At 65.5% G+C, this 24363-nt stretch carries 19 protein-coding genes; 10 read left to right on the forward strand and 9 right to left on the reverse strand.

Translation table 11 applies throughout. From position 1 onward, the window contains the following. The first annotated feature begins 35 nt into the window (after positions 1-35). The 9 genes from NFG58_RS15915 (at position 36) to NFG58_RS15955 (ending at position 10903) form a co-directional block, all read left to right on the forward strand. Entirely contained in the window at positions 36-254 is a 219-nt protein-coding gene (locus NFG58_RS15915; RefSeq protein ID WP_108132484.1) for a DUF1656 domain-containing protein, read from the forward strand. Continuing rightward, positions 255-1118 carry an efflux RND transporter periplasmic adaptor subunit gene (locus NFG58_RS15920; protein ID WP_348826970.1) on the forward strand — a complete coding sequence of 288 codons (864 nt, stop codon included), beginning with the start codon at positions 255-257 and terminating at the stop codon, positions 1116-1118. Further along, on the forward strand, positions 1118-3379 hold the full coding sequence (locus tag NFG58_RS15925) for an FUSC family protein (RefSeq protein ID WP_348826971.1): 2262 nt from the start codon (positions 1118-1120) through the stop codon (positions 3377-3379). Before NFG58_RS15920 ends, NFG58_RS15925 begins: the two co-directional genes overlap by 1 nt. Positions 3380-3395: 16 nt before the next feature. Further along, positions 3396-4271 carry an AEC family transporter gene (locus NFG58_RS15930; protein ID WP_045992015.1) on the forward strand — a complete coding sequence of 292 codons (876 nt, stop codon included), beginning with the start codon at positions 3396-3398 and terminating at the stop codon, positions 4269-4271. A gap of 121 nt (positions 4272-4392) precedes the next feature. Continuing rightward, entirely contained in the window at positions 4393-5523 is a 1131-nt protein-coding gene (locus tag NFG58_RS15935) for a PQQ-dependent sugar dehydrogenase (protein WP_348826972.1), read from the forward strand. Positions 5524-5884: 361 nt separating this feature from the next. Further along, a complete protein-coding gene (locus tag NFG58_RS15940; RefSeq protein WP_287164171.1) occupies positions 5885-7087 on the forward strand; it encodes a glycine betaine/L-proline ABC transporter ATP-binding protein in 1203 nt (400 codons plus the stop codon). A gap of 5 nt (positions 7088-7092) precedes the next feature. Further along, positions 7093-7926 carry a proline/glycine betaine ABC transporter permease gene (locus NFG58_RS15945; RefSeq protein WP_045992040.1) on the forward strand — a complete coding sequence of 278 codons (834 nt, stop codon included), beginning with the start codon at positions 7093-7095 and terminating at the stop codon, positions 7924-7926. Positions 7927-8032: 106 nt separating this feature from the next. Further along, positions 8033-8887, forward strand: a complete 855-nt coding sequence (locus NFG58_RS15950; RefSeq protein WP_045992018.1) for a glycine betaine ABC transporter substrate-binding protein — start codon at positions 8033-8035, stop codon at positions 8885-8887. Positions 8888-9232: 345 nt separating this feature from the next. Continuing rightward, positions 9233-10903, forward strand: coding sequence for a BCCT family transporter (locus NFG58_RS15955; protein WP_108132480.1), 1671 nt, complete (start codon positions 9233-9235; stop codon positions 10901-10903). A 109-nt stretch (positions 10904-11012) separates the two neighbouring features. Here NFG58_RS15955 and NFG58_RS15960 read toward each other — a convergent pair whose 3' ends face one another. The 5 genes from NFG58_RS15960 to dctP form a co-directional block, all read right to left on the reverse strand. Then, positions 11013-11735: a 3'-5' exonuclease gene (locus NFG58_RS15960; protein WP_045992020.1), complete on the reverse strand. Its 723-nt coding sequence runs from the start codon at positions 11733-11735 to the stop codon at positions 11013-11015. A gap of 5 nt (positions 11736-11740) precedes the next feature. Then, the gene (locus tag NFG58_RS15965; protein ID WP_348826973.1) at positions 11741-13639 is read right to left on the reverse strand and encodes a DUF294 nucleotidyltransferase-like domain-containing protein; all 1899 of its coding nucleotides are present in this window, start codon (positions 13637-13639) and stop codon (positions 11741-11743) included. Between the two features lie 362 nt (positions 13640-14001). Then, entirely contained in the window at positions 14002-14391 is a 390-nt protein-coding gene (locus tag NFG58_RS15970; protein ID WP_108132478.1) for a DUF4168 domain-containing protein, read from the reverse strand. A gap of 292 nt (positions 14392-14683) precedes the next feature. After that, positions 14684-16879 carry a TRAP transporter large permease subunit gene (locus NFG58_RS15975; protein ID WP_108132477.1) on the reverse strand — a complete coding sequence of 732 codons (2196 nt, stop codon included), beginning with the start codon at positions 16877-16879 and terminating at the stop codon, positions 14684-14686. A 93-nt stretch (positions 16880-16972) separates the two neighbouring features. Beyond that, positions 16973-18142, reverse strand: a complete 1170-nt coding sequence (gene dctP, locus NFG58_RS15980; RefSeq protein WP_083970293.1) for a TRAP transporter substrate-binding protein DctP — start codon at positions 18140-18142, stop codon at positions 16973-16975. Positions 18143-18816: 674 nt separating this feature from the next. On the opposite strand from dctP, the gene NFG58_RS15985 reads away from it, so the two are divergent. Next, positions 18817-19689, forward strand: coding sequence for a DMT family transporter (locus tag NFG58_RS15985; RefSeq protein ID WP_108448279.1), 873 nt, complete (start codon positions 18817-18819; stop codon positions 19687-19689). A gap of 16 nt (positions 19690-19705) precedes the next feature. Here NFG58_RS15985 and NFG58_RS15990 read toward each other — a convergent pair whose 3' ends face one another. From NFG58_RS15990 to NFG58_RS16005, 4 genes are all read right to left on the reverse strand, one after another. Next, a complete protein-coding gene (locus NFG58_RS15990; protein ID WP_108132476.1) occupies positions 19706-20518 on the reverse strand; it encodes a DUF1206 domain-containing protein in 813 nt (270 codons plus the stop codon). A 61-nt stretch (positions 20519-20579) separates the two neighbouring features. Continuing rightward, complete coding sequence (locus NFG58_RS15995; protein WP_287164182.1) at positions 20580-21539, reverse strand: cyclodeaminase; 960 nt, start codon at positions 21537-21539, stop codon at positions 20580-20582. Between the two features lie 58 nt (positions 21540-21597). After that, positions 21598-22632 (reverse strand): hydroxyectoine utilization dehydratase EutB, encoded by a 1035-nt coding sequence (eutB, locus tag NFG58_RS16000; RefSeq protein WP_108132474.1) that lies wholly within the window; start codon positions 22630-22632, stop codon positions 21598-21600. A gap of 264 nt (positions 22633-22896) precedes the next feature. Continuing rightward, a complete protein-coding gene (locus NFG58_RS16005) occupies positions 22897-24306 on the reverse strand; it encodes an aminotransferase (protein WP_045992026.1) in 1410 nt (469 codons plus the stop codon). Positions 24307-24363: the final 57 nt, after the last annotated feature.

Below are 24363 nucleotides of genomic sequence, written 5' to 3' on the forward strand. Positions count from 1 at the left end.
CACAACCGCACGGTTGAATCCCGGGGAGGCCCAGCATGGCGCTCAAGGAAGTCGCGCTTGGCGGTATCTATTTCAGCCCACTGCTGGTCTACGCCCTGATCGGACTGCTGCTCGCCGCAGTACTGCGCTTCGCCCTGCACCGCCTGTGTGGCACCTCTCGGCTGTGGTACGAGGCGTGGCTGGACACCTCTCTTTTCGTTCTGTGCACCGCCGGGGTCGCCTGGTGGGGTGCGCTTGCCAGCGGAGGCGCCTGAATGCGCAAGACCCTGCGCGTGCTGATCACCCTGGCGGTGGTCGCCGCCGCCGTGGCTGCCGGACTGTGGCTATGGCGCTACTATCTGTACAGCCCCTGGACCCGTGACGCCCGAGTCGGCGCCGACATCATCACCGTGGCACCCGACGTCTCGGGCCGGGTGATCGCCCTTGCGGTCGACGACAACGACCACGTTGAAAAAGGCCAGGTGCTGTTTCGTATCGACGATGCTCGCTACCAGGCCGCCCTGGCCAAGGCCTCTGCCATCGTCGCCCAGCGTGAGGCCGAGCTTGCACTGAAGGAACACGAGGCGTCGCGGCGAGAGCAGCTCAGCCGCCAGGCGATCAGCGCCGAGAATCGCGAAAGCGCCAATCGTGACCGCGATGTCGCCGCCGCCTCCCTCGACCAGGCCCGCAGTGACCTGACCAGCGCCCGCCTGGACCTGGAGCGCACCGAGGTCACCGCCCCGGCCCCGGGGCACCTGATCAACCTCAAGCTCACTCAGGGCAACTACGTCAATCGGGGCACCTCGGTCATGGCGCTGGTGGTGGAGGATTCCTACTACGTCACCGCCTACTTCGAGGAGACCAAGCGTCCTGCCCTGGCCGTGGGCGATCCAGCCAAGGTCATTCTGATGAGCGGCAACCTCGAGCTGGATGGCCACGTCGACAGCATCGGACGAGCCATCGCCAATGACAACGCCACCCCCAACGACCAGCTGCTGCCCCAGGTCGAGCCCACCTTCAGCTGGGTGCGCCTGGCCCAGCGCATTCCGGTACGCATCGCCCTCGACGAGGTGCCGACCAACCTCGACCTGAGCGCCGGCATGACCGCCACGGTGCGGGTCCGGCCCGAGTCTCGCTGATGCCTTTTTCGGTATGGTGGCAGGCCTACCTGACGCCGCCGGCCAGTGCGGTCAAGTTCGCCATCAAGGCCACCCTGGCCATGGGTCTGGCGCTGTACATTGCTCTCTGGTGCGACCTCGATCGTCCCTACTGGGCGCTGATTTCCGCCGCCTTTCTGCAGATTCGCCCGATGAGCGGCATGGTGCTGGAGAAAGGCATCAGCCAGATCACCGGCACCGTCGTCGGCTGCCTCGCCGGCATCGCCATCATGTCGCTGTTCGTGCAGTCGCCGACACCGGCACTGGTCTGTCTGACCGCCTGGATCATCCTGTGCGCCTACGCCGCCTCGGTGACCCGCAACAACGCTTCCTTCGGCTGCATCATGGCGGCCGTCACCGCCATGCTGATCGTGGTCATCACCGCCAGCGCCCCCACGGGTCTGTTCGCGGTGGCCGTGGCGCGCCTGTCGGAGCTGGCGCTGGGGGCCATCTGCGCCACCCTGGTCAGCGCCTTGCTGTGGCCGATTCAGGTCCGTGATCATCTCGCCGGCCTGGCCGATCAGGTGGTCAATCAGGCCTTCCTGCACGGCGCCCTGCGCCTGGACAACAGCCCCGATATCGCTGCCCTGCAAGCCACCCTGACCGCCAGTCTGCAACCCCTGACCCAGCTGGAAACCGATAGTCAGGCGGCACGCTACGAAGGCCCGGAAGGCATCGGCCGGCTACGCGCCAGCCATGTGCTGACGGTGCGCACCGCCCGCCTGCTGGCGATCCTCCACGCGCTCCAGCAACTGCTGCGCTCCCACGGCGGCGAGCTGCCATCGTCCACCCGACGCCTGATCGAGGACATGGCCAGTGACCTGCGCCAAAGCGCCGAGGGCAGCGGTGTGGCCCAGGCCCGCCAGCGGCTGCAGGCGCTCAGGCATCGGGCCCTTCAGTGCATGGCCGCAGACTTGGACGAGGACATAGCCCCGGACTTAGACCAGGCCCCAGACCTGGCCTCGGACCAGGCCCCAGACCAGGCCGCAGGCCAAACCACAGCCCGGTGCGGGCGCAGCGCCAGTGGGCCCATCACCAGCGACCCCGCTACGACACGCACTACCGAGTCACCAGAGGCGCTGCTGCAACGGCGCATCCATCTCGGCCTGCGCGAGGCCCTCGGCCACGCCCTGATCATCCTCGATGCGCGGGAGGCGATCCACACCCCCGGCAAACGCCGCCTCAAGGCGCCGGCGCTGGCCTTTCACCGGGATCATCTGGAAGCCGCCCTCAACGGACTGCGAGCCGGACTGGTGTTCACCCTGCTGGCCATCGTCTGGCGCTACACCGCCTGGGACAATGGTCAGATCGCGATGCTGGTCGGCACCCTGTTCTCGGCCTTCTTCGCGACCCGCGACAATCCGGCAGCGGTCGCCACCACCTTCCTCAAGGGCATGCTGGCGGCGGTGCCCAGCGCCTTGCTGTTCGGCCATGTACTGCTGGCCCAGGCCAATGACTTCGTCACCCTCGCGCTGGTGTTCATGCCGCCCTTGTTCCTTGGTCTGCTGGGCGCCGCCAACCCCCGCTTGATGGGCTATTGCCTGGCCTTCACCATCGGCAACATCCTGCTGACCATGCCCGGCAATGGCATGGACTTTTCCGTCGACGGCTTCCTCGGCCGCGCTATCGCCCTGCTGCTCGGGCTCTCCACCGTGGTGATGGCCTTTCGCCTGGCGCCAGGCCTCCCCACCACCATTCGCAAGCACCGGCTGGTCAGCGCCACGGTGAACGACCTCCACGGGCTTCACCGGCGCAGCCTGCATGAAGCCGAGTCACGCTTCGGTGGTACCATGGCGGACCGCCTACTCAGGCTCGCCCAGCACGACGACAGCCTCCCGGAAGAACGCCGCTATCTATTTTCGCTGGGCCTGGTGGGGCTGGACCTTGGCTACGCCAGCCTCAATCTGCGGCGACGGCTGGGCGGGCGCAGTGACGCGCTCGACCTCGCCCTTGACGAGCTCGCCGCCGCCCTCGCCGACGACTACGGCGCCAGCGCCAGAGGCCACGCACCAGATAGAGCTCGTGAATACGGCAACCGGCTGCTGCAGACGCTTGAACGACAGGCGGATGACGGCGCCGAGTACCGGCTGATGGCGGGTCTGATAGAGCGCTTGACGATGTCGCTGGAGCACCAGGCCGCTCGCTCTCGACAGGCCCGGCAAGCCGCGCCTGCTGTCGGCGTCACTGGCCGGCAGCGTACTCCAGACCGACAGGGTGCCAAGGCCCCGGGTGTCGACCGATAAGGAGATAGATCCTCGCATGTTTGCCCAACTCTTCGCCGTGATGGCGCCGGTGATCACCGGCGCCGGTCTCGGATTCTTCTGGATCCGCCGCGGTTTCGACTATCCAGTGGCCTTCGTCACCAAACTGGTGTTCAACATCGGTACGCCTGCGTTGGTGATCGCCTCGCTGGCGGGCGCCGAGATCGACGCCTCGAGCTTCGGTCGCACCATGCTGGCAGCCGCCCTGGTGCTGTGCGCCATGGCCGCGCTGGCCTTCGTGCTGGCGCTGGTGCTGCGCAAGGACTGGCGGGTACTGCTGGCTCCCACCATGTACCCCAACACCGGCAACATGGGGCTACCGGTGATCCTCTACGCCTTCGGCGAGGCAGGTTTCGCCTTCGGCATCACGGTGATGGTGACGGTGTCGCTGTTCCAGTTCACCCTGGGCACCATGCTGGCCAGTCGCGGCAATCCGCTGAAGTCGCTGGTCAAGACGCCCACGGTCTACGCCATCCTGATCTCCATCGCGCTGTTGTTCACCGACACCGAACTGCCGCTGTGGCTGCAGAACAGCGTCGATCTGATTTCAGGCTTCACCGTGCCGCTGATGCTGATCACCCTGGGGGTGTCGCTGGCCAGCATCCAGGTCAGAAGCCTGCGCTCGGGCGTCTGGTTCAGCCTCTTGCGCATCCCCCTGGCGGCGGGCGTGGCCTGGGGCATAGGCATCTGGCTTGACCTGCCCCCCATGGCACTGGCGATCCTGGTGCTGCAGATGAGCATGCCGGTGGCGGTGTTCAACTATCTGTTTGCCCAGAAGTCCCAGCGCGAGCCCGCCTATGTGGCGAGCCTGGTGTTCTGTTCCACACTGCTATCCTTGATCTATCTACCGGTGCTGCTGGCGCTGCTGCTGTAACGCTTGTTGACCTTGGCAGGAAAAGCGTCTCCGTCGACCTGGCACGCCATCGCCGCTCGGCGTGCCCGGGACTGGGAAGCGGTCCGCCACCGGAAACCCATACTTGCCGTGCGGAGTCTCCATGTTGCGAAGCCTCACCCTCGCCCTGCTGACATTGTCATTGCCTGCAGGCGCCCAGGCGGCGTCGTTGCCCGAGCAGGTGCCGGGGCTTCATCACCCGGTCGCGCTCGAGCTGATCACCGATGAGCTGGACACCCCCTGGTCGCTGGCCTTTCTGCCCGATGGGCGCATGCTGGTCGCCGAGCAGCCCGGGACCCTGGCGCTGGTGGATGACGGTGATGTCCAGAGACTCGACGGCCTGCCGGAGGTCTCACACCGCGGCCAGGGTGGGCTCTTTGACCTGGCGCTGCATCCGCAATTCGGCGATGGCACCCACGACTGGCTCTACTTCAGCTGGGCGCAGCCCGGCAAGGACGGCGACTCGGACGACGCCACGGCGGTATCACGGGTCAGGTTCGAGGACGACGCCCTGGGCGCGATAACGCCAATTTTTGTGCAGAATCGCTTTTCCACGCCAGGCCGCCATTACGGTGGCCGCCTGCTGTTCGACGACCAGGGCCTGCTGTGGCTGACCATCGGCGATCGCGGCGTCAGCAAGAGCCGCGCCCAGGACCCGGCAGACCACGCCGGCAGCCTGCTCAGGCTGACCGCAGACGGCGATCCCGCGCCGGACAATCCGGGCTTCGACGATGACGCGGCCCCAGAGGTCTACTCGATCGGCCACCGCAACCCTCAAGGCCTTGCCCAGGCTGCCGACGGCACCCTGTGGTCGACCGAGCATGGCCCGCGCACCGGCGACGAACTCAATCGTATTCTGCCCGGCGAGAACTACGGCTGGCCCGAGGTGACCCTCGGACGCGACTACGCCACCAACCTGCCGCTGGGCGTCGACAGTGCCCCGGGCATGCGCGATCCGGTGCATGTGTTCGAAGGACGCTTTGCGCCGTCCGGGCTCGCCGTGGTCAGCGGTGAAGAATTCCCTGCCTGGCAGGGCGATCTGCTGGCGGGCGGGCTTCGCGGCGAGCGACTGCTGCGCCTGCGCCTCGAGGGCGACAGCATCATCGAGCGCGAGGTGGTGCTGGATGGCGAGGTCGGCCGCATCCGCGACGTGCGGCTCGGCCCCGACGGCGCCATCTACCTGCTGACCGACAGCGATCCCGGCCGTCTGATCAGGCTGACGCGGGTACGCTGAGCGGCGCCGATACGGAGCGTGACATGGAAATAGCTCCCCTTGCCCATGCCGTTCCGGCATGGGCTTCTCCCCCACTTCTACCCAATACCGCACCCACCGGGGCTTTCTCGATTCAGTGAACGTGCGCCCATGCTGAATTTGAATGATCTTTCAAAGACCTTTAGGGTATTGCACCTTTCTGCGCCTCAACGGTGAAAGCTGGCATGCTGTTCAGCCGTGGGGATGCGGCAAGGAGTGCCGCCCCTGACGCAGCCGCGCCAGCGCTGGACGATGAACGCCGACGCCAGGATGCACGTGACGTCGACCTTCATCGTTCGACCGGCTGGACGTGTTTACGCAACCCAACAAGGCACCCCTACCCATGAGCGAGAACCGATCCGTCAAGATCAAGGTTCGCGGGCTGAGCAAGGTCTTCGGCGACCAGCCGAAGAAGGCACTCAAGCTACGCGATGAAGGGCTCAAGCGTCCTGAAATCCTGGACAAGACCGGCCAGACCCTGGGCCTGTCGAACATCGACTTCGACGTCCATGAAGGCGAACTGCTAGTGATCATGGGCCTCTCAGGCTCGGGCAAGTCGACCCTGATCCGCTGCCTCAACCGGCTGATCGAGCCCACCGAAGGCGAGATCATCATCGACGGCGAAGACATTCCGCAGCTCTCCGACAAGGCACTGCTGGAGTGCCGTCGTCGCCACTTCTCGATGGTCTTCCAGAACTTTGCCCTGTTCCCCCATCGGACCGTGCAGCAGAACGCGGAGTTCGGGCTGGAGATTCGCGGCATCGATGCCGACACCCGCACCAAGACCGCCCGTGACGCCCTGACACAGGTCGGGCTGAATGGCTGGGAAGACGCCTACCCCAATCAGCTGTCCGGCGGCATGCAGCAGCGTGTTGGCCTGGCCCGGGCGCTGGCCAATGACTCGACCGTGTTGCTGATGGACGAGGCCTTCTCGGCGCTCGACCCGCTGATCCGCAAGGATATGCAGCAGGAGTTGCTGGAACTCCAGCACCGCATGAAGAAGACCACGGTGTTCATCACCCACGACCTAGACGAAGCGCTGAACATCGGTGACCGCATCGTCCTGCTCAAGGACGGTGAGGTGGTGCAGATCGGCACGCCGGAGGAGATCCTGACCAAGCCGGCCGACGACTACGTCGAGCGCTTCATCGAAGGCGTCGACATGTCCCGGGTGCTGACCGCCGAGAGCGCCATGCGCCCGGTGCGTGCCACCGCCCGCGAGGACGACGGCCCGCGTACCGCACTGCGCAAGATGAAAGAAAACGCCATGGACTCGATCTACGTCACCAGCCGCGATCGCAAGCTCAAGGGACTGGTCGAGGCCGACGCCGCCAACAGCGCCATCCAGAGCGGACAGGATCGACTGGATAGCGTGATGACCCAGGACTTCCGCACCGTGGGACCCGACGAGCCGCTGCACAATCTGTTCGCGCTGTTCAACGAAAAGAGCTTCCCCATCGCCGTCATCGACGACGAGCGACGCCTGCTGGGCGTGGTGGTCAAGGGCGCGGTACTGGATGAACTGGCACAGGCAGGAGACCACTAATGGCGATCGAGATTCCTCGCATTCCCCTCGGTGACTGGATCGAAACCGGCCTGAGCTGGCTGACCACCGAATACTCTGCCGTCACCCGCGGCATCTCGCGGATTACCCAGACCGGTATCGACGGCCTCAATGACGCCCTGATGTGGCTGCCCGACTGGGCCCTGCTGCTGATCATCGCCGGCCTGTGCTGGAAGATGGCAAGCCCCAGGCTCGCCATCGGCGCGGTCTTGGGCCTTGGCCTGATCTGGAACCTCGATCTGTGGGACCCGATGATCGAGACCCTGACCCTGGTCGTCATCGCCACCCTGGTGGCGGTGGTCATCGCCTTGCCGGTGGGTATCGCCGCGGCGCTGTCCGATCGACTCTACCGCCTGATCATGCCGGTGCTGGACTTCATGCAGACCATGCCGGCCTTCGTCTACCTGATCCCGGCGATCCCGTTCTTCGGTATCGGCTCGGTGTCGGCGATCTTTGCCACCGTGATCTTCTCCATGCCGCCGGCCATTCGCTTCACCACCCTGGGCATCCGTCAGGTACCGGTGGAGCTGATCGAGGCCGCCGACGCCTACGGCGCCACCCGCGGCCAGAAGCTAGTCAAGGTGCAGCTGCCGCTGTCGCTGCCCACGGTAATGGCCGGCATCAACCAGACCATCATGCTGGCCCTGTCGATGGTGGTGATCGCCGCTATGATCGGCGCCGATGGCCTGGGCAGCGAGGTCTGGCGAGCCATCCAGCGACTGCGTCCGGGCGATGGCTTCGAGGCCGGCATCGCGGTGGTCATCCTGGCGATGCTGCTGGATCGCCTGACCCAGTCCCTGCGCAAGGAGCGCAAGCAGTAAACGCTCGACGCGGGCTCCCTCGGCCGGGGGAGCCTGCGGGGCGGCATTTGCAAGACACTGTCGCCTGCTTCACGCTAATACCTCTTATCGCAAGGAGAGTCGCACCATGTCACCCAAGGCAACTCGTTCTCTCGGTCTGGCCCTGGCCATCAGCGCCGCCGCCACCAGTGTTCACGCCCAGGACAAGGGTTCCGTGCACCTGGCCTACGTCGAGTGGTCGTCCACCGTGGCGTCCACCAACGTGGTTCGTGCTGTGCTCGAACAGGCCGGCTACGAGGTCGAGACCTCCGCACTGTCTGCCGCGGCCATGTGGCAGTCCGTCGCCAGCGGCGACGCCGACGCTCTGCTCGCCGGCTGGCTGCCGACCACCCACGAGGACTACTACGCGCGCCTCCAGGACCAGCTGGTCGATGCCGGCGTCAACCTCGACGGCACCAAGCTGGGCCTTGCGGTTCCGGCAGATTCCGAGGTCAACTCGATTGATGAGCTCAATGAACACGCCGACCAGTTCAATGGCGAGATCATCGGTATCGATCCCGGCGCCGGCCTGATGCGTCTGACCGAGGAAGTGGTCGACGCCTACGAGCTCGACCTGGACCTGCGCACCGGCAGCGGCGCCACCATGACCGCCGCACTGGGCAGCGCCATCGACCGTGGCGAGCCGATCGTGGTCACCACCTGGACCCCGCACTGGATGTTCGCCCGCTGGGACCTCAAGTACCTCGAGGACCCCCAGGGCGTCTACGGTGGTGCCGAACAGATCCACACCATCGTCCGTCAGGGCCTCGAAGAGGACATGCCGGAGGCCTACGCCATCCTCGAGAACTTCGAGTGGACCACGGAAATGATGGGTGAAGTCATGCTGATGAATCAGGAAGACGACACCGATCCCTACGAAAACGCCCAGAAGTGGGTCGAGGATAACCAGGACGTGGTCAAGGAGTGGCTCGGCGAGGCCTGAGTCCGATAGATGCCACGCCACCGTCATGATGCTGTGGCAATGGTCAGGGGTGCCCCGGGGCGCCCCTGCTGTCGTTGCGGCCAGCACCTGCGTCGCCCACGCGGTGCAAGCGGTCGCCGGCAGAACCTTGGGTCTCGGACGATCGTGGCAAGCTGACCCAGGCGTGCCCGGGCGGCCTTCGAACAGATGCCGTTGACGGCACAACTGGCAAGCTGGCTCAGGCAGGCCACACTTCAGGCAGGCTGGACCATACGGTATCGATGACAGGCGAGCCAGCCGCGACCCCGCTCCGAGTCGATGGCGTGACGCCACAGTTACCATTTTTAAACGCAAGGGAGATCGCACGTGGAAAAAGACCCCAACCACAAGCCTTCATCTGCCGATACCGGTAGTGAAGGAGTACCGGCCCCGGAGGGGCCAGCCAACCTGATCGATACGGACTACGTTATCGGTCAGGACAATATCGTCACCAAGTCCTTCGGCGTGGACGTGGACCTGCACGGCAAGGTGTTCACCGTCTCGTCGCTGCTGATCCTGGTCTTCGTGATCCTGACCCTGGCCTTTCAGGGCGGCGCCGAGCCGTTCTTCAATGGCATCCGTGGCTGGCTGACCAGCAACCTGTCCTGGGTCTTTCTGCTCGGCGGCAACGTATTCGTGCTGCTGGCACTGGTACTGATCTTCACCCCGCTGGGCAAGGTCCGCATCGGTGGTGCCGAGGCCACGCCCGACTACAGCTACATGGGCTGGTTCGCCATGCTGTTCGCCGCCGGCATGGGCATCGGTCTGATGTTCTATGGCGTGTCCGAGCCGATGACCCACTTCTCCACCGCGCTCGGGGGCACTTCGGTCGGCGAAAACGGCATACGTACCGACTGGGCTCCGCTGGGCGCCGCCGCCGGTGACGAACAGGCCGCGGTCGATCTCGGCATGGCGGCAACCATCTTCCACTGGGGTCTGCACCCCTGGGCGGCCTACGCCATCGTCGGCCTGTCACTGGCCATCTTCGCCTTCAACAAGGGTCTGCCGCTGACCATGCGCTCGGTGTTCTACCCGATCCTGGGCGAGCGCGTATGGGGCTGGCCGGGCCACCTGATCGACATCCTGGCGGTCTTTGCCACCCTGTTCGGTCTGGCCACCTCGCTGGGGCTTGGTGCCTCTCAGGCTGCCGCCGGCCTGAACGAGCTGTTCGGTACGCCGAATACCGACACCACCATGGTGCTGCTGATCGCCGGCATTACCGCTGTCGCCCTGTGTTCCATCATGCTTGGCGTCGAGAAGGGTGTGCAGCGCCTGTCCCAGGTGAACATGGTGCTGGCCTTCCTGCTGCTGGCGTTCGTGATCCTGGTGGGCCCGACTCTGGCCATCGCCACCGGCTTCTTCACCAACCTGGGTCACTACCTGGCCGAGCTGCCGGCGCTGTCCAACCCCTTCGGTCGCGAGGACGCCAACTTCGTCCAGGGCTGGACCGCCTTCTACTGGGCCTGGTGGATCTCCTGGTCTCCGTTCGTCGGCATGTTCATCGCCCGGGTCAGCCGTGGCCGCACCGTGCGTGAGTTCCTCACCGCCGTGCTGCTGGTCCCGACCCTGGTATCGGTGCTGTGGATGACCTCCTTCGGCGGTACCGCCATCGAGCAGTACATCACCGACGGCTTCCAGGGCGTCCAGGACGCCGCACTCGAGCTCAAGCTGTTCGCCATGCTCGGCGAGCTGCCGCTGGCCTCGATCACTTCCTTCATCGGCATCGTGCTGGTCATCGTGTTCTTCGTGACCTCTTCGGACTCCGGTTCGCTGGTCATCGACTCGATCACCGCCGGCGGCAAGGTCGACGCACCCAAGCCGCAGCGCGTGTTCTGGGCCATCATCGAAGGCGCCATCGCCATCGCCCTGCTGCTGGGCGGCGGTCTTACCGCCCTGCAGGCGGCGGCGGTCTCGACCGGGCTGCCGTTCACCCTGGTGCTGCTGGTGGCCTGCTACGCCATCATCAAGGGCCTGATGAGCGAGCCCAAGGCGGTCTAGGCCAGCCTTACGCAGACAGCAAGTGCATGAAAAAAGCGGCAGCCCTCGGGCTGCCGCTTTTCTTTTGGAGAGATGGCTGACGCCTCGACGGGCAGCTCAACTCCCTTATTCAGCTCCACAACATGCCGATGGGCGTCTCCGGGCCGTAGTTGCCGGCTACTTGCGCCTGCAGCAACTCCGCCGTGGCGATGGCGTCGGTCAGGGCGTGGTGGCCATGATAATGCGGTAGCCCGTAGCGCAGCCGACTGTCGTGCAGGCGGATCGACCTGGGTGGTCGGCCCATCCAGCGACGAAAGCGCGCCATGGTCGACTGACGGTGGATGCGCGCCTCCAGCGACATGGTGTCGATCACCGGGAAGCTCAGTGACTCCTTCCAGGCCGCTCGTACCGCGGCGTCCAGAAAGGACCTCTCGATATGGCGAAAGTGCACCACCAGCAGGTGGCCGGCCATGGCGCGGAAGACATCGGCGAGCACCTCCTCGATCCGCGGAGCCCCCTGGATATCGGCGTGGGTGATGTGATGAAAGGTCACCGACTCGGCGTTCAGGGTGCGATGGGGACGCACCACCCAGTAGCGCCGCTCGGCGAGCCGAATACGCGACAGCGAAAAGGGCACCAGGCCAATCGAGACGATCTCGTCACGCCTGGGATCGAGCCCGGTGGTCTCCAGGTCCAGTGCCATCAGCGGCGCCTCCTGAATCGGCAGGATCGGCGACAGGTCGGCCCCGGCGAAGAAGTCCACCAGCGCCTGCTGGCGGCTCTTCTGACGTCGGGCGACCAGGTAGTCGTGCCAATCCGGCGCCGAGCGAGTCTTGGGGCGAAGCAACGGCATGGCGGCTACCTGCTGGTAAGGGGATAACGGAACTTGAGGAACTTCTGGGCGTTGCTGAGCGCCTGGAAGGCATCCTTGAGATTGTGTCGCTCCTCGCTGGAGACGTTTTCCGGCTCGATATTGTTGTCGGGCTCGTGCTCGTGCTCCAGATCGATGACCTGGTGACGAATCCGCGACATGGACAGAAACTCGAGCGCGTAGCGCAGCTTGTCACTGACCCCGGGCGCCAGCAACTGGGTGCGATCGATATCGTCCAGGCGGTCAAAGCTGTTCTGGGCGCGGGAACCGCAGGCCAGGGCATGGATACGGATCAGGTCCACCATCGGCGCCGTGCCGCGACGCTTCAGATTGATCGAGTTGTTGTGCTTGCCGTCCTTCTCCATCACGAAGGTGCGGAAGATGCCCAGCGGCGGCGTCCGATTCAGCGCATTACGCGCCATGGCGGAAAGAAAGCGCTTGTGCTTCGACGCCTTGGTGGCGACCAGGTCCTGCAACTCCTCCACCAGCGGATTGTCACCGTGGACCGTGTCCAGATCGAAGAAGATCGAGCTGTGCAGCAGCCCTTCCGGTGACGGCCGCTCGATCCATTCGGTGAAGTAGCCCTTCCACACCGACAGCGGCTGGCGCCACTTCGGATTGGTGGCCATCACGTCCCCCTTGCAGTAGGTATAACCACAGGCGGCCAGGCCATCGCTGACCCGCTTGGCCATGGTCGCGAAGTACTCGTCGTGCAACGCTGGATCGAAGTCATCGGACAGTACCAGAGCATTGTCCTGGTCGGTGACGATGCTCTGCTCGTTGCGCGCCATCGAGCCCAGCGCCATGAAGCAGTACGGCACCGGTGGCGGCCCGAGCTCCTCTTCCGCCATCTCCAGAAGCCGTCGGGTGAAGCTGCGCCCGATGGTCGACAGCGCCTTGCCCACCATCTGCGAGTCGGCACCGTCGTGAACCATGCGCACAAAGGCGGCCTGGACGTCCGGCGCCAGCTTGGCCAGACACTCCACCGACGGCTGATGGAAGATATTGCTGACCAGATAGAGGCTGCTCTGGGTCTCGTAGCGAATGATGTCGGAGAGGTGCACGATGCCCACCGGCGAACGACGGTGCATCACCGGCAGGTGGTGGATATTGTTGCGCAACATGCACAGCATCGCCTCCTGCACCGACTCGTCGGACTGCACCGCGATCAGGCGGCGGCCGGCGACCTCACCCACCGGAGTATCCGGCGACAGCCCCTCGGCCACGACCTTGGTGCGAAAGTCGCTGTCGGTCAGGATCCCGGTGACCTGCCAGTAGCCACCTTCACTATCCCTGAAGGTGTAGCGCGGGTTGTTCTCGGGCTTGTCCAGCACCAGCACCGCCGAGGCTTGGGACTCGCTGATCTGGCGCGCCGCCTCCTGCACCGTGGCTCGCGCCTCGACCATGACGGGATAGCGGGTCAGCAGCTTGCGGATCCGCGTCACCATCATGTCGTTGTTCTTGCGCTGACTTTCCACCGCCGTCTCGAGCCGTGGGCGATCCACCTCGACGAACTCGGCGAACTGCTCGTCGGCTTCGCACAGCTGGTGAAACATCGCCTCGGGGATGAAGTAGATCAGGCTGTCTTCCAGCGCCCTGGCCGGGAAGCGCACGCGACTGTGGCGCAGCAGGCTGAAGTGGCCAAAGATGTCGCCCTCCCCCAGCAGGTTGTAGAGCTCTCCGTTGCGCCGGGTGACCTCCACCGCGCCGCTGCGGATGTAGCAGAACTCCTGATGCACGGCATCAAGCTCGAGAATGGTCGAGCCGGCCTTGAAGTAGCTGACCTGCACCTGTCCGGCGACCTCGTCCAGCAACTCCTCCGACAGCCCGTCAAAGGGCGCAAAGCGCCCCATATGCTGGCTGATTTCCAACAGTTCCGCTTCCATGGTGTCCTCCGCGCGGTCGCCGTGGCTGGCAGCAGGACGCTCCCTGGTCCCCCACCCTCTGACTATCGGAAGCATGGAGCCGAGGCCAGCGGCTGTAAAGCATTAGCAGTATCTTGATCGGCCTCTCGCCAAACGCCGCAGAAGCCATCGAGCGTGGCCCGGAGAGCCAGGCATTGCTGACACTGCGACCTGATGACCGATCCATCCTTCGTTGATCACGACTTCACACCCGACCGGCCGCTCGAATCCTCGCCCTGTGCAAACATCTTCAGCACTGCAAACAACAACGCCCGCCCACCCCGAGGGCGGCGGGCGTCGATCTAGGCGGCCAGTCTCTTTGACTGGCGAGAGTGGCGGTCAGCTCACGACTGCGCCATCTCCTGTACGCGCTTCATCATGTCCGGGTTCTGCTGGATAGCCTGACCGATAGCGTTGAAGGTCTCGACCTCGAGCCCGCTCTGCTGGACGGCTTCGACCATCTTCTGGTTGGCCTCGGTGCGCACATCCTGCTGGGCCTGCTGGCCTTCGGCTTCCTGCAGCTGCTGGGTGTAGTCCTGGGAAATCGCGGCGATCTCCTTGGAAGCGTCGGCGAACTTCTCGAGCTGGGCATCAGAGAAATTCTGCGCCTGAGCGGCAGCCTCGACGTCAGCGTTGCCTGACGCCTGCGCGTTTGCTTCCTGGGCATGGGCGGTGGCGCTCATCAGACCAGCAGAAAGCAGGGCGGCGGTGATCAGGGCGGTGAATCGTTGCATGAAGTCCTCCAGGAGGTGGTTGAGAATTCGTCAATCGCTCGCACAGTGTGACGACGCAGTTGCATGAGGGTTCCCCACAATCGTGTTACGAAATGCAAGCCATTTTCGCCTCCGCGTCGCCGGTCGGCGACAACCGCCAGAGGCCACGGCAGGCCATGGGGATAAGCGTCATGATACGCCAGGCAATTCTTCGGCGAAGCACCGAAAAAGGCGTGTTGCCTGCCACTGCTGAACATCTTGCAAAAACGCCTCCGGCCGAGCCGGCCGGAGGCGTTGTCATGACACCGCCCGACTAGCCGTAGGCCAGGTTGGGCAGCCAGGTGACCAGCGCCGGGAACATGATCACCAGCAGCAGGCCCAGCGCTTGCAGCGCAAGGAAGGGAAAGGACGAGCGGAAGATCTGGCCCATGGTGATATGCGGCGGACACACCCCCTTGATGTAGAACAGCGCATAGCCGAACGGCGGGCTGAGGAAGGACATCTGCATATTGACCAGGTAGATCACCCCGAACCACAGCGAGACGTCGGCGGGGTCCACCCCGGGCAGGCCAAATACCCCGGTGAAGTCCAGCCCCTTGATCAGCGGTACGAAGATCGGCACCGCCAGGAGCAGGATACCGACCCAGTCCAGGAACATCCCCAGCGCCACCAGCAGCACCATCATCAGCGCCAGCACCGCGTAGGGGCCAAGCCCTGCCCCGGCGATCAACTCCTGCACGAAGGTCTGGCCGCCCTGCAGGATGTAGAAGCCGACGAAGATGCTGGCACCGAAGATGATCCACATGACCATGGCGGTCGCCACCAGGGTGGTCATGCAGGCGGCGTGCAGGTTGGGCCAGGTCAGCCGCTTGTGCATCGCCGCCACCACCAGCGCACCGAAGGTGCCGATACCCGCCGCTTCCACCGGGGTCGCCACCCCGGTGAAGATGATGCCGAGCACCAGCAACACCAGGGCGATAGGCGCCAGCATATTGCGCAGCAGGCGCAGCTTCTCGGCGGTGGAGACCCGGTCTTCCTCCGGCATCGGCGGCGCCACCTTGACGTTCAGGGTGCCCCTTAGCCAGCAGTAGAAGGCGTACATGCCGGCCAGCAACAGGCCGGGAATCAGCGAGCCCAGGTAGAGCTCGCCCACCGACTGCTGGGCGATGACGCCGTAGATGATGGCCAGGATGGACGGCGGGATGAGGATGCCCAGGGTGCCCCCGGCCATGATCGACCCCAGCGCGATCTCCGGCTGGTAGTTGCGCTTGAGCATGGCCGGCAGCGCGATCAGGCCCATGGTCACCACCGCCGCGCCGATCACCCCGACCATGGCGGCCAGCAGCGTCGAGGCGATGATGGTGGCGATCGCCAGGCCCGCCTTGAGACCGCCCATCCACTTGTAGACCACATCGAACAGCTCTTCGATGATGCCGGCCTTCTCCAGTACCGAGGCCATGAAGATGAACAGCGGAATGGCCGAGAGCTGGTAGTTGGTCATCATCGGGAAGATGCGCGAAGGCATCAGGTTCAGCATGTGCTGATCGCCCACCAGGTAGAGGAACACCACCCCCAGACCGCCGGTAACGAAGGCCAGCGGTAGCCCCGCTACCAGCACCACCATCAGGGTGCCGAACATCAACAGGGTCAGCGCGCCGATACCCACCGTGGACAGCGAGTTCTCAAGGCTAAGCGCCAGGCTCTCGTAGTCGGTCAGGGCGATATTGACGATTTCGTGGATGGTGTAGGCGCCGAGGATCACCGCCAGCACCACCAGAATGCTGGCAAACACCGTCGATCCTTCGTGGTGCTCGCGGTGGTGACGATAGGCCTGGAGGTCCTTGATCAACTGCGCGATCCCCTGCAACAGCAGCAGCAAGGCACCGAAGAACAGCATGAACTTGACCGGGAAGTACTGCACCGCCCATTCGGTGAAGGACACCTCGTTGGCGTAGCTGTCACCGAACCACCAGACGTCGCTGACCGACTGCGAGAAGAAACGCCAGCCGGTGGTCAACAGCGCCAGGGTGAAGATGAAGAAGAAGATCGAGGTGACCAGGTCCAGCGCGGCCTTGTTGAGCGGCGCCGCCCGCTGGTAGAGGATATCGACGCGCACATGCCCGCCCTCGCGCAGCGCGAAGGCACCCGCCAGCAGGTACTGCATGCCGAACATCAGGGTCATCGACTCGTGAGCCCAGTTGGTCGGCGAGTTGAAGGCGTAGCGCAGCACCACCTCGTAGGTGAACACGAAGGGCGCGATCAGCGACCAGTAGGCCACGTAGCGCCCGGCAAAGCCGGAAATGCGGTCGATGCCGCGGGTCACCACATTGCCAGGCGCTGCGTAGGCCTGCTCGCTCGTCGCGACGGGAGTCTCGGCGGTATCGCCACCGCTCACCTCGCCACCCCGGCGGAAGCTTCGATCCACCAGCAGCATCACGATCAGCGGCAGTCCTGCCAGCACCGCCCAGTAGAGCCAGTGCGGCAGAACGAAATCAATCTGTAGATTCATTGACGCTCCTCCGCTGGTCGCCTGGCGTTTCGCCAGGCGACCACGGAATATTCATCGACGTCGACCGGGTCGCCCCGGTCGACACGTGCAGGCCTAGGCGTTGAGCTCGAAGTCCTTGATGTCCTCTTCGGTGATCAGTGCCACCGACGGATCGAGCATGGTGTTGAGGTGGGCACGGAACAGCTTGGCCGCGTCCGGATCCTTGTTGGCCCATTCGAACCACAGCGGAATCGCGGCGTCGCGGAAGCGGTCGGCGTCGTCCTCGGACAGGTGGATGATCTCGACGCCCTTCTCGCGGTACTTGGGCCAGGCCTCCGCGTTGGCCTTCTGGATGGCGGCGTAGTGCTCGCGGGAGTAGGCCGCGACCAGGTCATGCATCAGGTCCTTGGTCTGATCGGACATGCGCTCGTAGACCCGGCGATTGACCGCGATATCCATCAGGTCGACCGCCTGGTGCAGACAGGGAGTCGAGGGCGGGCCCATGATGATGTAGTCGGTCACCTGCCAGAAGCCCAGCTCGAAGTTGACCGCCGCACCGGTGTAGTCGGCGGCGTCGATGGTGCCCTTCTCCAGCGCCGGATAGACCTCGGAGCCCGGCAGCAGCGTGGTGCGCGCACCGATCTTGGCGAAGGTCTCGGCGACGATGCCGCCGGGCATGCGGATCTTCACCCCTTCGAAGTCATCGAAGCTTCTCAGCGGTACCTTGGAGTGGATCAGGTTGAGGTCGTGGTGGACGTAGCCCAGAAGCTCCTGACCCTGCTTGCGGTAGAGGTCCTTGGCGATGCCGAAACCGCCGTAGGCACCGAACATCATGTCCCACTGGTGGGGTACCGACAGCCCCATGGGATAGGCGGTGAGAAAGACCCCGGCGGGCATCTTGCCCGGCCAGTAGACGGTGAACCAGTTCTGGCCATCGAGCACGCCGTTGCGCACCGCGTCGGCTACCTCGAAGGCACCGGCCACGGCTCCGGCCGGGAACGGCTCGATGGTGACCTCGCCGCTGGTGGCCTCGGCGACGCCGGCGGCCCACTCCTCGAAGATGCGGTAGCCGGTGGTGCCGGGCTGCCAGGATGACTGCATGCGGATGCGGATGCCCTGCTGAGCCTGGACGTTGCCGACCCAGGGTGCCGCCACCGCGGCGGCGGAACCAACCGCAGCAGCCTTCAGAAAGCGGCGGCGGTCCGGGGTCGCGATGCGTTCGGACAGGGAGGCCGTTGGCGAGGCCGTATCAAGGTCTTGCTGGGGCTTGTCTAGCCGGGACATGGCATAACTCCTGGTGGATCGGTGCGGTCTCGATCTGCCGCACCCGGTGTGTTGTTGTTGTCGATCCATGGCATCGTCATGAGCGCTCGAGGCACTTTCGCCGCAAGCGAGGCCCGCCTGTTGCAAGCGATTTGCGTCGCTGCGCTCTTGAGCCGGGCGTTGCCCGTGCGCGTCCTTGCGAGGACCTCCTCGGGGCATGAACGGGACATCGCTTCGATGCAAGCGAGGCGTCCCCCTCCCGGGGTGTCATCGAAAAGAAAGCTAGCGAAAAGGCCCCAGGCGGCCAACGGCCCCATTCAACGCAACCTGTCTGCATTATTGGTCTGACCAGCGGCCATTTCGCCTATAAACTGCGCAAAAACAAGCATCGGCGTGGTCAGACCAATCTCACTCTCCCTCCACGACCTACGACCAAAGCACGAGAACAACGCTTGGCAATCCCCTCCTTGAGGGAGGCGGGATAGGGCATCATGATTGGGCGATCGCCCTGCCGATGACATGAACCACAAGGAAGTCCCCGCGATGCCACCCTCAGTGATCACCGCCCAGCCCCCGCTTGCCGCATCGTGTGTCGGGTGGCCGCTTGCCGCACCTTTTGTCGGGTGCCCGCTTACCGCACCTTGTGCGAGGTGCGCGTGAGCCGCCCCGCCCTGCCGTCCTGGCTGTTGCCGGCCATGCCGCTGGTGTTCGTGGTGCTGTGGAGCACCGGCTTCATCGGTGCCAAGTTCGGCCTGCCCTACGCCGAGCCCTTCACCTTCCTGAGCATTCGCTTCGCCGCCACCCTGGCGCTGCTGGTCCCCATCGTCTGGCTGACCCGCTCGGCCTGGCCGTCGAGTCCCCGTCTGTGGGGGCATGTGGCGGTGTCCGGCTGTCTGGTTCACGGCGGCTACCTGGGCGGCGTGTTCTACGCCATCAGCCTGGGCATGCCGGCGGGACTGGCGTCCCTGCTGGTGGGGTTGCAACCCTTGCTGACCGCTGCGCTGGCGGGCCCCCTGCTGGGCGAGCGGCTGTCTGCGCTGCAGTGGATGGGACTGGCCCTGGGGCTGGCCGGGGTCAGCCTGGTGCTGGGAGGCAAGATGGACCTGTCGGCGCTGTCCTTCGAAGGGTTTGGCTGGCCGGCGCTGGCCTGCACCCTGGTGGCGCTGGTGGGGATTTCGCTGGGGACGCTGTACCAGAAGCGCTATTGCAGCGGCATGCCGCTGCTCGGCGGCACCGTGGTGCAGTACCTCGGGGCGCTGGCCTTGCTTGGCGCCGGCAGCCTGCTGCTGGAAACCCGCGAGGTGGAGTGGTCGCTGACCTTTGTGCTGACGCTGGGCTGGCTGGTGCTGGTGCTGTCCATCGCCGCCATCATGCTGCTGATGATGCTGATCAAGCGTGGCGAGGCGTCCCGCGTCGCCAGCCTGTTCTACCTGGTGCCGCCGGTCACCGCGGTGGAGGCCTGGTGGCTGTTCGATGAAGGGCTGCCGCCGGTATCCCTGATCGGCATGGCGCTGGCCATTGCCGGCGTCGCCCTGACCGTGCGGGCCAAGAAGCCCCGGGCGTCCTGAACGGCCGCTGCAGGCGCTACACTTTCACCTTGCGAAAGCGGGCATTGATGACGCAGTAGGTACCGTAGTTCATCAGTCCACCGGCCACGGCGGCGAGCAGCCAGGGGCCGAAGGGCTGGGCGGCCAGGGTATCCAGGGTGCCGCCGAGCCCTTCGGCCTTGGCGGGATCGACCTGCCAGGCGGCCACCAGCAGGAAACTGCCGATCAGCGCGAACACCAGCCCCCTGGCGGCCAGCCCCCAGCGGCTGAGGCCCGAGGCCAGATCACGCTGGCGTTGGCTCATGTCCTGCTGACGCCAGCGATTGAGATAGCTGCGCGCCAGGGCGCGCCACGACTGACGCAGCCCCACGCCGATAAAGATCGCCCCCAGGATCGCCACCAGCCAGACGCCGCCGGGGTGCGACATCAGCATGGCGGTGCGCTCCTCTGCGCCGCCGGTGGTCTCCTGGGGATCGTCCAGCAGCTCAACACCATACCAGCCGAGACTTGCGTAGATACCACCGCTGATGACCAGCGCCAGGCGGGTACCCAGGGCCTTCCAGCTACGCCCCCGATGCTCGACATCGAACAGCCCCTGCAAGCCCCGCCAGGCGGCGTAGGCGTAGAGCCCCAGCACCAGGGCCCCCAGCATCAGGGTGCCGAAGGGCTGGCGAGCCAGGTGCGCCAGCGCCTCCTTGGTGCCGACGTTGTCGCCGCCAAGGCCCGCAGCGCCGAGTGCCGCCAGCACGCCGATCAGCAGGTACACCAGCCCCTTGGCGGTATAGCCCAGGCGGGCGATGATGACGATCAGTCGGCGCCGGTGGCGCAGCAGGCACTGCAGCGAGGGCATGGGGGCTCCTGTCGGGATTAGGGTCCCCCATCCTCCCCAAAAATGCCTGATTCGGCAAAGCCTATCGTGCCGAATCCTCAGCCGACAGACGCGTCAGGGCGAACCCGGCGATGGCCGTGTCCTGGACACCGGTACCGGTCAGGTCGCATACCGTGATGGTGGCGTCCGACAGCCGCAGACGCTCGCCGCGGGCAATGACCGCGCCCAGTTCGTGGACCTTGAAGGGCACCTCGCGACCGGCAAGGGCCTTGAGCTCGCCGTTGGACTCGCTCTGGGGCCGGGTATCGCAGACGAAGGCGTCCGCGCGGGTCAGCACGCTCTCGGCCAGTTCACGCTTGTCGGGACTGTCGGAGCCCATGGCGGTGACGTGGACGCCCTCCGGCAGGTCCGCCGCCTCGAGGATCGGCGTCTGCGACGGCGTCGTGGTGACGATGATGTCGGCCGCTCGGCAGGCCTCGCGCACGCTGTCGTGGACGGTGACCTCGAGACCCGCAGCGCGCATGCGGGTAGCGTATTCCTCGGCGGCCTGGGGCCTTCGCGCCCAGACGTCGATGGCGGTGATGTCGCGCACCAGCCGCAGCGCCTCGACCTGCTTGACCGCCTGCTCGCCGGCCCCCAGCACCGCGACCCGGCGGCTGTTCTCCCGCGACAGGTGCTTGGCGGCGATGGCGCCGGCCAGGGCGGTACGTACCATGGTCAGGTAGCCCTCGTCGAACAGCACCGCATCGACGAGCCCGGTGCGCGCGGAGAACACCATCATCAGCCCGTTGAGGCTTGGCAGCCCCAGCTTGGGGTTGTCGAAGAAGCCGGGGCTGACCTTGATGGCGAAGCGCTCGTTGCCACGAATATGGGCGGTCTTGACGTCGACCTCTCCGTTGGCCTCCTCGATGGCCATGGACAGGATCGGCGGTTGCACCACCTCGCCACGCCCCAGGGCGGCGAAACCGGCTTCCACCGCCGCCAGCGCGTCCTGGTCGATGGCGACCGCCTGGCTGATCTGCTCACGCTTGTAGAGTTGCATCCTTGGCTCCTGATCGGGTTGTTGCTGGGCTTGTCTGTCGGTTGGTGGCCTTGACGGTCTATCGCTGGCCTTGACTGGCGCAATCCGCCGCCAGGCGGCGCGCCTGATCGAGGGTATCCAGTGACACCCCGTTGCCGGAAAGCACCAGCACGACCCGCTCCCCCTTGACCTCGAGGTGGCCCTCGGCCAGTGCCGCCAGTCCCACGGCGGCGGCGCCTTCGACCAGCAATTTCTCGCTTTCGAGCATGTCCACCATGGCCTGGGCGATGGCGCCTTCCGACACCTGACAGTGGTCGTCCATCACCGCTTCGACCAGCGCCAGGGTGCAGCGGTTGTCGAGGCCGATGCCGCCGCCCAGCGAGTCGCCCAGGCTCTCGACCTCTTCCACCGCCACCGGCTTGCCGGCCTTGAGGCTCTCGCACATGGCCGCCCCCGCCGACAGACTGACCCCGCTGATTCTGGCCTGGGGTCGAACGCCCTTCAGCGCGGCGCCGATGCCGCCGAGCAGACCACCGCCGGACAGCCCGACGATGACCCGATCGACCCGCGGCAGGTCCTCGAGGATCTCGATGCCGATGGTGCCCTGCCCCGCCGCGATCAGCGGATCATCGAAGGGGGGAATCAGCGTCATGCCCTCTTCCTGCACCAGCCTTGCCACCTCCTCGAAGGCCTCGTCCTGGCTGGCGCCGACGCGACGCACCTCGGCACCGAGCGCCTCGATGGCAGCGACCTTGTTGGCCGGCACCAGCCGCGACAGGCAGATCACCGCCGGCACCCCCAGGCTGGAGGCGGCGTAGGCCACGGCGCGGCCATGATTGCCGGTGGACGCGGTGGTGACGCCCTGGGCCAGGGCCTCGCGTCCATGGCGCTCGATCAGTGCGGCGATCATGTTGGTGGCACCGCGCAGCTTGAAGGCGCCGGTGGGCTGCAGCGTCTCGAGCTTGAGATAGACCTCGGCGTCGAAGCGTTCGGACAGGGCCCGCGACAGCACCAGTGGCGTGCGCGTTACCTGACCGGCGATGCGTCCCCGGGCCTTGAATATCTCGTCCAGGGTCACGCCGTGACTCGGGCAAGGGGGTGAATCCACCTTCATGACCTTCTCCTTGAACTCATATCGTGAAGACCGGTTGCCAATGCCGGGAGGGCAGGCCCTGTCGGCGGTTCGGCGCTCGCCTACCTGTTCCGCGCTCGCCTATCTGTTCCGCGCTCGCCTACCTGAATGAAAACCGACAGGGGCCGCCTCCTTCAAGGAAGCGGCCCCTTTTGCACCTGCCAAGGTGCGGGCGTCAGGCCAGACACCGGCCTGGGCTTGGACCAACCATCGGACCAGGCATCAGGCCAATCATCGGACCAGGCATCAGGCCGTCTGCAGTACGCCTTCCTTGACCAGCTCGTCGGTGACCTTGTTCACCGCACGCTCGGCGCGGGCAACGATCTCGTCGACCTCGTCACGGGTGGTGACCAGCGGCGGCGCGAAGCCGAGGATGTCCCCCTGGGGCATCGCCCGGGCGATCAGGTTCTGCTCCAGCGCAGCGGCGGCGATGCGTGCACCGACCTTGTGGCTGGGATCGAAGGGACGGCGAGTCTCCGGGTCCACGGCGAATTCCAGCGCCGCCAGCATGCCGACGCCGCGGGTCTCGCCGACGATCGGGTGATCGCCGAAGGCGGCCTGCATGCGGCTCTGCAGATAGGCGCCGGTATCACGGGCGTTGCCGGTCAGGTCCTCGCGCTCGATGATCGCCAGGTTGGCAAGGGCAGCGGCGCAGCCCAGGGCGTGACCGGAGTAGGTCCAGCCGTGGCCGATCGGGCCAAGCTCGCTGGTGCCCTGCTCCAGCACCTGCCACACGCGATCGCCGACGATCACTCCGGACAGCGGCTGGTAGGCGCTGGTCAGGCCCTTGGCGATGGTGATCAGGTCGGGCTTGATGCCGTAGGCATGGCTGCCGAAGTCGGCGCCGATACGGCCGAAACCACACACCACCTCGTCGGCGATCAGCAGGATGTCGTACTTGTTCAGTACCGCCTGGATCGCCTCCCAGTAGCCTTCCGGCGGCGGCACGATACCACCGGTGCCGAGCACCGGCTCACCGATGAAGGCCGCCACGGTGTCCGGGCCCTCGGCCAGGATCATCTCTTCGAGCTTGGCCGCACAGTGGGCGGAGAACTCGCGCTCGCTCATGTTTTCCTGCTCGGCGCTGCGCTGGTAGTAGTGCGGTGCTTCGGTGTGCAGGATGCCGGCCATGGGCAGGTCGAACTGGTCGTGGAAGGCCTTGAGCCCGGTCAGCGAGCCGGTGGCGAGACCGGAACCGTGATAGCCGCGCTGACGCGAGATGACCTTCTTCTTCTGCGGACGGCCAAGCACGTTGTTGTAGTAGCGCACCAGCTTGAGCTGGGTCTCGTTGGCATCGCTGCCGCCGAGGCCGTAGTAGACCTTGGACATGCCGGGGCCGGCGAGCTTGAGGATCTGCTCGGACAGGGCGATCTGCGGCTCGTTGGAGTGACCCACGTAGGTGTGGTAGTAGGACATCTCCAGCGCCTGCTGGTAGATGGCCTCGGCCACCTCGGTACGGCCGTAGCCGATGTTGACGCAGTACAGCCCGGCAAAACCGTCGATGAACTCGCGACCGTCCTTGTCGACGATGTTGATGCCCTTGCCGCCGGTGATCACGCGACCCGGTGCGTCGCCATGGGCGAAGTCACGCAGGTGGGTGGAGGCGTGGAAGGTTACCTTGCGGTCGCGGTCGATCAGGTCCTGATGGGTGCTCATCTCGTTTCCTTTTTTTCCTTGGACCGCCCTCGCCGGGAGGGCGGCGTCATCTGTTCA

This window comes from Halomonas sp. RT37 (assembly GCF_040070525.1).
Lineage (GTDB): Bacteria > Pseudomonadota > Gammaproteobacteria > Pseudomonadales > Halomonadaceae > Halomonas > Halomonas litopenaei.

What these genes read in the sequence shown, in the direction of transcription:
- NFG58_RS15930 (WP_045992015.1), top strand. Translation starts at nt 3,396, where the DNA reads ATGTTTGCCCAACTCTTCGCCGTGATGGCGCCGGTGATCACCGGCGCC.
- NFG58_RS15975 (WP_108132477.1), bottom strand. Translation starts at nt 16,879, where the DNA reads ATGAATCTACAGATTGATTTCGTTCTGCCGCACTGGCTCTACTGGGCG.
- dctP (WP_083970293.1), bottom strand. Translation starts at nt 18,142, where the DNA reads ATGTCCCGGCTAGACAAGCCCCAGCAAGACCTTGATACGGCCTCGCCA.
- NFG58_RS15940 (WP_287164171.1), top strand. Translation starts at nt 5,885, where the DNA reads ATGAGCGAGAACCGATCCGTCAAGATCAAGGTTCGCGGGCTGAGCAAG.
- NFG58_RS15920 (WP_348826970.1), top strand. Translation starts at nt 255, where the DNA reads ATGCGCAAGACCCTGCGCGTGCTGATCACCCTGGCGGTGGTCGCCGCC.
- NFG58_RS15925 (WP_348826971.1), top strand. Translation starts at nt 1,118, where the DNA reads ATGCCTTTTTCGGTATGGTGGCAGGCCTACCTGACGCCGCCGGCCAGT.
- NFG58_RS15995 (WP_287164182.1), bottom strand. Translation starts at nt 21,539, where the DNA reads ATGCAACTCTACAAGCGTGAGCAGATCAGCCAGGCGGTCGCCATCGAC.
- NFG58_RS15915 (WP_108132484.1), top strand. Translation starts at nt 36, where the DNA reads ATGGCGCTCAAGGAAGTCGCGCTTGGCGGTATCTATTTCAGCCCACTG.
- NFG58_RS16005 (WP_045992026.1), bottom strand. Translation starts at nt 24,306, where the DNA reads ATGAGCACCCATCAGGACCTGATCGACCGCGACCGCAAGGTAACCTTC.
- NFG58_RS15965 (WP_348826973.1), bottom strand. Translation starts at nt 13,639, where the DNA reads ATGGAAGCGGAACTGTTGGAAATCAGCCAGCATATGGGGCGCTTTGCG.
- NFG58_RS15960 (WP_045992020.1), bottom strand. Translation starts at nt 11,735, where the DNA reads ATGCCGTTGCTTCGCCCCAAGACTCGCTCGGCGCCGGATTGGCACGAC.
- NFG58_RS15985 (WP_108448279.1), top strand. Translation starts at nt 18,817, where the DNA reads ATGCCGCTGGTGTTCGTGGTGCTGTGGAGCACCGGCTTCATCGGTGCC.
- NFG58_RS15935 (WP_348826972.1), top strand. Translation starts at nt 4,393, where the DNA reads ATGTTGCGAAGCCTCACCCTCGCCCTGCTGACATTGTCATTGCCTGCA.
- NFG58_RS15970 (WP_108132478.1), bottom strand. Translation starts at nt 14,391, where the DNA reads ATGCAACGATTCACCGCCCTGATCACCGCCGCCCTGCTTTCTGCTGGT.
- NFG58_RS15950 (WP_045992018.1), top strand. Translation starts at nt 8,033, where the DNA reads ATGTCACCCAAGGCAACTCGTTCTCTCGGTCTGGCCCTGGCCATCAGC.
- NFG58_RS15990 (WP_108132476.1), bottom strand. Translation starts at nt 20,518, where the DNA reads ATGCCCTCGCTGCAGTGCCTGCTGCGCCACCGGCGCCGACTGATCGTC.
- eutB (WP_108132474.1), bottom strand. Translation starts at nt 22,632, where the DNA reads ATGAAGGTGGATTCACCCCCTTGCCCGAGTCACGGCGTGACCCTGGAC.